Origin of the sequence: Deinococcus cellulosilyticus NBRC 106333 = KACC 11606, from assembly GCF_007990775.1 — a bacterium.
Classification (GTDB): domain Bacteria; phylum Deinococcota; class Deinococci; order Deinococcales; family Deinococcaceae; genus Deinococcus_C; species Deinococcus_C cellulosilyticus.
This window is the reverse complement of record NZ_BJXB01000093.1, coordinates 1-794: the sequence shown is the minus strand read 5'-3', so window position 1 is coordinate 794 and position 794 is coordinate 1. Positions and strand designations below refer to the sequence as shown.

Genomic DNA, 794 nt, shown 5'->3' with positions numbered 1-794 from the left:
CCCGGTTCACGACCTCCGCCTGGGATGACGGTCTGACCTGGAATGACGGCACCAACTGGGATGCAGAGATGACCGCCAACGAGCAGCAACGCATCCGAGCCCTGATCAATCAAGTGAAACCCGCCCACGCCAAGCTCAGAGACGTGTTTTACATGCTCTCAGGCGACATCTGGGATGACGGCCTGACCTGGGACGATGGTGAACCCTGGGATGGGTCTTTCATTCAATTCTAGCACGTCCAGAAAGGAAAAAACATGGCTTACAAGACCCTCACAGGAACCAACAGTTTCAGCGTCACCATCCCAAACTTCCCGCTGGGAAACCAGACCAAATCCATCGCGGACATCGAGGCCGCCATTCAACGCGTGTTGAACAACACCGTGGCCCTCAACACCACAGCAGTGAAGACCTCTGGAAACTTCACCCTTTCAGGTCACCTGACCATTCCCAACGCCACAGCAGAAGGGCATGCCGTGAACCTGGGCCAGATGACCGATGCCATTGCTGATGCTCTGGGAGGCATCAGCGCCACCCCTGGAGAGCCTGGAGGACCCATCTATGACAGTGGAGGAATCCGGTATGTGAAGAGAAGCAATGGAGAAATGGAAGCCTGGGTGGACCAGGCAGCGTTCGTGAACGCAGAGGGCAGTTACACACTGGCGCTCCCTGCAGGGTTCACCAGCGTGAAGAACGTGCAGGTCACCACCATCCTGCAGACCCCAAACACTGCTGGAGAATTCATGTTTCAGCTCATCAGTTTTGATACCAGTGACGTTGTGCTGTACTGCCAGAAA

At 55.7% G+C, this 794-nt stretch carries 2 protein-coding genes; both read left to right on the top strand.

What is annotated here, in order from left to right; genetic code table 11:
* A partial coding sequence (locus DC3_RS29490; protein WP_222594858.1) for a hypothetical protein occupies positions 1–233 on the top strand: 233 nt, incomplete at its 5' end.
* A 21-nt stretch (positions 234–254) separates the two neighbouring features.
* Positions 255–794, top strand: a 540-nt coding sequence (locus DC3_RS28835; RefSeq protein ID WP_146892303.1) for a hypothetical protein, incomplete at its 3' end; no start/stop codon positions are given.